Here is a 2,395-nt window from a genome sequence, read left to right as displayed (position 1 = left end):
ACCCAGGCACATTGGACAAGGGCTGGCGAGAATATAAATGTCGCAATCGGTGAGATTTTCGCTGCCGGTTTCGCGGCAGGCTTCGCGAATGGCCAGAATTTCAGCATGGGCAGTGGGATCGTTGGTTTGAGCCACGCGGTTTGCGCTTTCAGCGATCACCTTGCCATCACGAACAATGACCGTCGCAAACGGGCGACCGCCCTCTTCAACATTATTCATGGCTAAATCGATGGTGCGTTGTACAAAATCCATGCTTTCCTCGCTTATTTCCAATAAACCGGTCCATCAATAACGATAGATTTTTTAGCCTGGTTCAGTTTTTTAGAATGCGAAAGCGATGGTCAGGTTGAACGTATACGATTTAACCGTTGAGTGAGTAAGATTTTATTTCAGATAGCGGCGTTGCTGAATATCCAGTAGGGCCGCCATTTATGGTGACCAGGTGCGCATTAATGCGCACCCTGGGAATTGTCAGGTCGCCATTAATGGCGACCCTACGTGATTCGGGCTGCCTGAATATTTAATAGCGTCGCGATATTCTCAAGCACCTCGCCGAGATGTCCGCGACCAATTGCGCAGTGATGTGCGGCACCGCCTTCACACCATAATTTTGTGAAGGCGCGCGCACTCAGCGCAAAGCGGTAATTACTTTTGGTATTACCGATATCGAGCGTTTCACCTGCCACGGCATCGCCTTCCGCGTATTGCAGCGTGACGTTGCCATCGCGATGCTCCACCACCGATAAAAATGTCACCGGTCCGTGGGCCACGTTCATCTGAATCGAAACCCCTTTCCCAGGTTTACCGTGATAGACCGGCAAAGGGACCAGCCGAACTTTCGCCGCCGACATGGCCGGATGCGCAGGCCCATCATGGCCCCATTGCACGGTGTCATCGCGGAAGTTGATGCCGTATGGCTCGGAAAAGGACCCGCCAGCCTTGAGAAGGCTAAGGATCTTCATCGCAATCACGTTTTTGACTTCACACTCACCGGCAACAGGAACGCCTCGGTTGGTCAGCAAGGTGTTACCGGCAATCACCGACGTGACGATATTTTCATGCGCTGAACCGGGTGCGCCTTCATAGTAATAAGCCAGCGCACCAAGCTTATGCCGATCGACCAACTTATCGAGCGCCACCGCTGTACTTAATGCGCGTTGGATCTCTACCTCTTCGCAGGCTGTATCGACATCCAGCACGCTGAAAAGCTCATCCCTTTTAGCGTTGGCTTCACTTTCTTCCAACTGACTGACAAGCGTGACTAACTCACAGAACTCAACGATTTTGAAACGCACGCCAAAGCGCCCGGAGAGATTGGTGATATCCGCATAGACATCGTACATGCCATTGTAATAGTGACCAGCGATGCCAATTTGCGTGCGCTTAAGTGAACGCACCACGGATGCAGCGCTGAGCCAGTTTGCGATCTGCCGCCATGCCACATCGTCATCCAGATAGCCCACAACCAGCTGATGCTGAATGCCGGTTCGCTGGAATACATTAACTAATTCTGGTGCCGTACAGGCCTGACAGTGCGCCAGCCATTGGCCAGTGCGATCTTCGCGCTTGGTAAGTAGATTGATTTGCTGACAAGGCACAGATATTTCCGGCTGCAAAGCCAATATCAGAACCGGCTTATTCAGGCTTTGCACCAGCGGAAGCACGGTAGAACTTAGCGCATAGGTGGTGATGTATAACACTACAACGTCAACATTCTCCTTAGAGAACAATTGCGTCGCCTGCTCGGTTTTCTCACTGTTATCAATCAGGCCGGCATCCACAACCTCAACGTTGTAACGTTGCAGCCGCCCGGATACCACAGCAAGGTAGCGCTCAAGTTGCTCCTTAAGCCCGGCAAACTGTGGCCAGTAGGTTTCAAGCCCGATACCAAATAGTCCGACTTTAATGTTGTCCACAACCATTCCTCGCACTGGAAAGAGAAGCTTTCCATTGTGCGAATTTATCGTTGGGAAACCTGTGTCATTCTGACAAGCAAAAGCCATTCATGGCAGGAGACCAATAATCAGCCTGCAATGGCTCGCAGATTTTTACATCCCACGTTGGTTGTGCAAATAGCCCGGCAGAATTTCAAGTTCTGTTTGGTGATTTATCCGCGAAGAAGCTGTGTTTCTGGCTAAAGGCGCGATTTCTCGCAGCTTCATTTCACGGTTTACTTTTGGCAGCCACTCTTCGAACTGTTTAGCGTAGGAATCCGCCAGATGTTGATCATGGGTGCGCCCCACGAAAAGCTTACTTTTAGCGAGACGGGAAATATCCGTGGCATATATTTCGTAAAGATCGCCGCACTGTTGAATTTCAATCGCGGTGAAATGCATATTTGGCCAGAAACTCACTTTTGCTGAAAAATTGCTGTAATTCATAAAATATCACTTAT

Annotated in this window: 3 protein-coding genes; all 3 read right to left on the bottom strand. The window is 50.2% G+C overall.

Features of this window, described 5'->3' with window-relative positions; translation table 11 throughout:
- Nucleotides 1-252: nucleoside deaminase (locus RTY00_RS23580; RefSeq protein WP_312666580.1), on the bottom strand; the 252-nt coding region annotated here is incomplete at its 3' end.
- 242 nt (nucleotides 253-494) lie between these two features.
- Complete coding sequence (locus RTY00_RS23575) at nucleotides 495-1,922, bottom strand: L-fucose/L-arabinose isomerase family protein (RefSeq protein WP_312666579.1); 1,428 nt, start codon at nucleotides 1,920-1,922, stop codon at nucleotides 495-497.
- Nucleotides 1,923-2,048: 126 nt separating this feature from the next.
- Entirely contained in the window at nucleotides 2,049-2,381 is a 333-nt protein-coding gene (locus RTY00_RS23570) for a hypothetical protein (RefSeq protein WP_155727036.1), read from the bottom strand.
- Nucleotides 2,382-2,395 lie beyond the last annotated feature (14 nt).

It is taken from the genome of Pantoea sp. CTOTU49201, from assembly GCF_032054795.1.
In the GTDB taxonomy this organism is placed as follows: domain Bacteria; phylum Pseudomonadota; class Gammaproteobacteria; order Enterobacterales; family Enterobacteriaceae; genus Pantoea; species Pantoea symbiotica.
The sequence above is the reverse complement of the archived record's forward strand: the minus strand, read 5'-3'. Positions and strand labels throughout refer to the sequence as shown.